General features: G+C 67.6%; 5 protein-coding genes. All 5 read left to right on the top strand.

What is annotated here, in order from left to right:
* A partial coding sequence (locus VFL64_RS19160; protein WP_489541980.1) for an acyl-CoA dehydrogenase family protein occupies positions 1–785 on the top strand: 785 nt, incomplete at its 5' end.
* A gap of 31 nt (positions 786–816) precedes the next feature.
* On the top strand, positions 817–2,619 hold the full coding sequence (gene aceK, locus VFL64_RS19155; RefSeq protein WP_489541979.1) for a bifunctional isocitrate dehydrogenase kinase/phosphatase: 1,803 nt from the start codon (positions 817–819) through the stop codon (positions 2,617–2,619).
* Positions 2,616–3,116, top strand: a complete 501-nt coding sequence (locus VFL64_RS19150) for a hypothetical protein (protein WP_489541978.1) — start codon at positions 2,616–2,618, stop codon at positions 3,114–3,116. The genes aceK and VFL64_RS19150 overlap by 4 nt, the downstream gene beginning before the upstream one ends.
* A gap of 34 nt (positions 3,117–3,150) precedes the next feature.
* The gene (locus VFL64_RS19145; RefSeq protein WP_489541977.1) at positions 3,151–4,329 is read left to right on the top strand and encodes an acetyl-CoA C-acyltransferase; all 1,179 of its coding nucleotides are present in this window, start codon (positions 3,151–3,153) and stop codon (positions 4,327–4,329) included.
* 2 nt (positions 4,330–4,331) lie between these two features.
* A partial coding sequence (locus VFL64_RS19140; RefSeq protein WP_489541976.1) for an SDR family NAD(P)-dependent oxidoreductase occupies positions 4,332–4,937 on the top strand: 606 nt, incomplete at its 3' end.

The following is a 4,937-nucleotide window of genomic DNA, read 5'->3' as shown; positions in this document are numbered from 1 at the left end:
AGCCGGGCGCCGGCAGCGACGTGATCGGCATGAAGCTGAAGGCCGAAGAGCGGGGCGGCGTGTACGTGCTCAACGGCACCAAGATGTGGATCACCAATGGCCCCGACGCCGACGTGATGGTGGTGTACGGCAAGACCGAGCCGCAGCTGGGCGCCCGCGGCGTGACGGCCTTCATCGTCGAGAAGGGCATGCCCGGGTTCTCCACCGCGCAGAAGCTCGACAAGCTGGGCATGCGCGGCAGCCACACCGGCGAGATGGTGTTCAACAACGTGGAGGTGCCGGCCGCCAACGTGCTGGGCGCGCTGAACGGCGGCGCCAAGGTGCTGATGAGCGGGCTGGACTACGAGCGCGCCGTGCTGGCCGCCGGGCCCGTGGGCCTGATGCAGGCCGTGATGGACGAGGTGGTGCCCTACATCCACGATCGCAAGCAGTTCGGCCAGGCCATCGGCGAGTTCCAGCTCATCCAGGGCAAGCTGGCCGACATGTACACCGTGCTGCAGGCGGGGCGCTCGTTCCTCTACACCATCGGCAAGAACCTCGACAAGCTGGGCAGCGAACACGTGCGCCAGGTGCGCAAGGACTGCGCCAGCGTGATCCTCTGGTGCGCCGAGAAGGCCACCTGGATGGCGGGGGAGGGCATCCAGATCTTCGGCGGCAACGGCTACATCAACGACTACCCGCTGGGCCGGCTGTGGCGCGACGCCAAGCTGTACGAGATCGGCGCCGGGACCTCGGAGATCCGGCGCATGCTGATCGGGCGGGAGTTGTTTGCGGAGACGATGTAGGCCTCCCGGCCCGCCCTGGCAAACTCCCGCCATGTTCCCCCACCAGCTCGACGACGGCCGCGCCTTCGCCATCGCGCAGGCCATGCGCGATGGCTTCGACAAGCACTACCGCCTGTTCCGCGCCACCAGCCGCGCCGCCAAGCAGCGCTTCGAGGCCTGCGACTGGCATGGCCAGCAGCGCGCGCAGCGCGAGCGCATCGAGTTCTACGACCGGCGCGTGGACGAGGCCGTCGAGCGGCTGCAGCAGGAGTTCCAGGCCGGGCAGCTGCCGGCCGACACCTGGCAGCAGGTCAAGCTGCACTACATCGGCCTCTTGATCGACCACCACCAGCCCGAGCTGGCCGAGACCTTCTTCAACTCGGTCACCACCAAGATTCTGCACCGGCACTACTTCCGCAACGACTTCATCTTCGTGCGGCCGGCGGTCAGCACCGAGTACATCGAGAACACCGAGCCGGCGTCGCTGCCCACCTACCGCGCCTACTACCCCACCCGCGAGACGCTGCGCGAGACCTGCCTGCGCATCATCACCAACTTCCAGCTCGAACGCGAGTTCGAGGACCTGGGCCGCGACGTGGAGCTGGTGCTGGCGGTGCTGCGCAAGGAACTGGGCGAGTACCGGCTGCGCACCAACTTCCAGGTGCAGGTGCTCAGCTCGCTGTTCTTCCGCAACAAGGGCTCCTACGTGGTGGGCAAGGTCATCAACGGCTTCCGCGAACGGCCCTTCGCGCTGCCCATCGTGCACACGCCGCAGGGGAAGCTTGCGGTGGATGCGGCGCTGTTCGGCGAGGATGACCTGCAGCTCATCTTCAGCTTCGCCCACACCTACTTCATGGTGGACATGGAGACGCCCTCGGCCTACGTGCAGTTCCTGCGCTCGCTGATGCCGCGCAAGCCGCGCGCCGAGCTGTACAACGCCCTGGGCCTGCAGAAGCACGGCAAGAACCTGTTCTACCGCGACTTCCTGCACCACCTGCGCCACAGCGGCGACATGTTCCGCATCGCCCCCGGCATCAAGGGCATGGTGATGATGGTGTTCGACCTGCCGTCGTTCCCGTACGTGTTCAAGGTCATCAAGGACTTCTACCCCGCGCCCAAGGACACCACGCGCGAACTCATCAAGAGCAAGTACCTGCTGGTCAAGCAGCATGACCGTGTCGGCCGCATGGCCGATACGCTGGAATACAGTGACGTGGCGTTTCCGCGCTACCGTTTCGAGGACGAGCTGATCGCCGAACTCAAGCACTTCTGCGGCAGCCTGGTCGAGGACGACGGCGAGGTGCTCGTGATCCGCCACCTCTACATCGAGCGGCGCATGGTGCCGCTGAACATCTTCCTGCAGGAGGCCACGCCGGCGCAGGTGGAGCACGCGGTCATCGAGTACGGCAATGCCATCAAGGACCTTGTCGCCGCCAACATCTTTCCCGGCGACATGCTGTGGAAGAACTTCGGCGTCACGCGCCAGGGCAAGGTGGTGTTCTACGACTACGACGAGATCGAATACCTCACCGACTGCAACTTCCGCCGCGTGCCGGCGCCGCGCACCGAGGAGGAAGAAATGTCCGGGGAGATCTGGTACCAGGTTGGTCCCAAGGACGTGTTCCCCGAGACCTTCGAGCCCTTCCTGCTGGGCAACCCGCAGGTGCGCGAGATCTTCATGCGCCACCATGCCGACCTGCTGGACGCCTCGTTCTGGCAGGCCCACCAGGCCCGCATCGCCGCCGGCCACGTGCAGGACGTGTTCCCCTACGACACCGAGAAGCGCTTTGCGCACCAGCGCAGGCGCTCCCTTGCGCACACGGCCACGGCCTGGCCGGTGAAAGGCATGGCGTGACATTCCCCGAATGGAAAGAAGCCCTGGAGCTGGCCAGCTTCGTCGTCACGGTGGTGGGCCTGCCCTTTGCCATCGGCGTGTTCCTCTACGAGCAGCGCCGCGAGCGCGAGAACGAGGAGGAAGAGGCCTACCAGATGCTCTCGAACGAGTACAACGAGTTCCTCAAGGTCGTGCTGTCCAACTCCGACCTGCAGTTGCGCACCAACACGCCGCTGCCCAGCCCCACGCCCGACCAGAACGAGCGCACGCTGCTGATCTTCGACATGCTGGTGTCGCTGTTCGAGCGGGCCTACCTGGTGGCCTACAAGGAAGACATGGCGGGCACCGAGCGGCGGCGCTGGAATTCGTGGGACGACTACATGCGCGAATGGTGCCGGCGCGACAATTTCGTCAGCGCCTTGCCCTTGCTGCTGCGGGGTGAAGACCCTGCGTTCCAGTCTTACATCAAGCGCGTCGTGCAGGAGGAGCGCGGCACGCCTTTGCTCGTTCCTTCGTGATGCGCCGCCCCTTCGTCAATTCAGGAGACCAATCATGGCCGAATCCATCGTCATCGTGTCCGCAGCCCGCACGCCCATCGGCGGCCTCCTGGGCGATTTTTCTTCATTGCAGGCTTGGGAGCTGGGGGCCGTGGCCATCCAGGCCGCGGTGCAGCGGGCCGGCGTGCCCGGCGATGCCGTCGATGAAGTGCTGATGGGCAACTGCCTGATGGCCGGCCAGGGCCAGGCCCCGGCGCGCCAGGCCGCGCGCAAGGCCGGCCTGCCCGACAGCGCCGGCGCCGTGACCTTGTCCAAGATGTGCGGCTCGGGCATGCGCGCCATGATGTTCGGGCACGACATGCTGGTCGCCGGCAGCGCCGGCGTGGTGGTGGCCGGCGGCATGGAGAGCATGACCAACGCGCCGCATCTCAGCTTCGTGCGCAAGGGCGTGAAGTACGGCGCCGCGATGCTGTACGACCACATGGCCCTCGATGGCCTGGAGGACGCCTACGAGCGCGGCAAGGCCATGGGGGTGTTCGCCGAGAACTGCGTGTCCAAGTACGGCTTCACGCGCGAGGCCATGGACGCCTTCGCGGTGGCTTCCACCGAGCGTGCGCTGAAGGCCAACACCGACGGCAGCTTCGACTGGGAAATCGCCCCGGTCGGCGTGGCGGGCAAGGGTGGCGACGTCAAGATCGCCCGCGACGAGCAGCCCTTCAAGGCCAAGCTCGACAAGATCCCCGGCCTCAAGCCCGCATTCAAGAAAGACGGCAGCATCACCGCCGCCACCTCGTCCAGCATCTCCGACGGGGCCTCGGCGCTGGTGCTGATGCGCGAGTCCACCGCGCGGCAGCTGGGCGCGCAGCCGCTGGCCCGCATCGTGGGCCACGCGGTGCATGCGCAGGCGCCTGAGTGGTTCACCACCGCGCCGGTGGGTGCCATCGACAAGCTGCTCAAGAAGACCGGCTGGAGTGCGCGCGACGTGGACCTGTGGGAGATCAATGAAGCCTTCGCCGCGGTGACGCTGGCAGCCATGAAGGACCACCAGTTGCCGCACGAGAAGGTCAACGTGCACGGCGGCGCCTGTGCGCTGGGCCACCCCATCGGGGCCAGCGGTGCGCGCATCGTGGTCACCTTGCTGGGGGCCTTGCGCAAGCAGGGCAGCAAGCGCGGCGTCGCGGCGCTGTGCATCGGCGGCGGCGAGGCCACGGCCCTGGCGGTGGAACTGTTCTGACCATGCCGCATGTGATCGTCATCGGTGCCTCGCGCGGCATCGGCCTCGAACTGGTTCGCCAATACCGCGCCGAGGGCGCGCAGGTCACCGCCACGGCGCGCAGCGAAGCCGCCCTGGCGCACCTGCGCGAGCTGGGCGCGCAGGCCCTGGCGCTGGACGTGGCCGATGCCAAGAGCGCGTCCGGGCTGGCCTGGCAGATCGACGGGGCGCGCTTCGACATTGCCATCGTCAACGCCGGCGTGCTCGGCCCGCGCGACCTGGACGCGCTGTCGCCCCCGGGCCAACCCGACTTCGACGCCGTGATGCACACCAACGTGCTCGGCCCGATGCGCGTGATCCCGCAGCTGGCCGACGCGCTCGCCGAAGGCGCGCGCCTGGGCGTGATCTCATCGCGCATGGGCTCGATGGGCCTGCGTGCCAACCCCGGCGGTTGGCTCTACCGCGCCTCCAAGGCGGCGGTGAACTCGGTGCTGAAGGACGCGTCGCTCGCGCTGGCCGGCAAGGCCATTTGCGTCGCACTGCATCCGGGCTGGGTGCGCCCCGACCGGGGCGGCGCCGGCGCCGACCTCGACGTGGCCGACAGCGCGCGCGACCTGCGCCGCACCCTC

This window comes from Rhizobacter sp. (genome assembly GCF_035702065.1).
GTDB lineage: Bacteria > Pseudomonadota > Gammaproteobacteria > Burkholderiales > Burkholderiaceae_C > Rhizobacter.
Note: the sequence above shows the minus strand (reverse complement) of the source record. Positions and strands in the feature narration are given on the sequence as shown.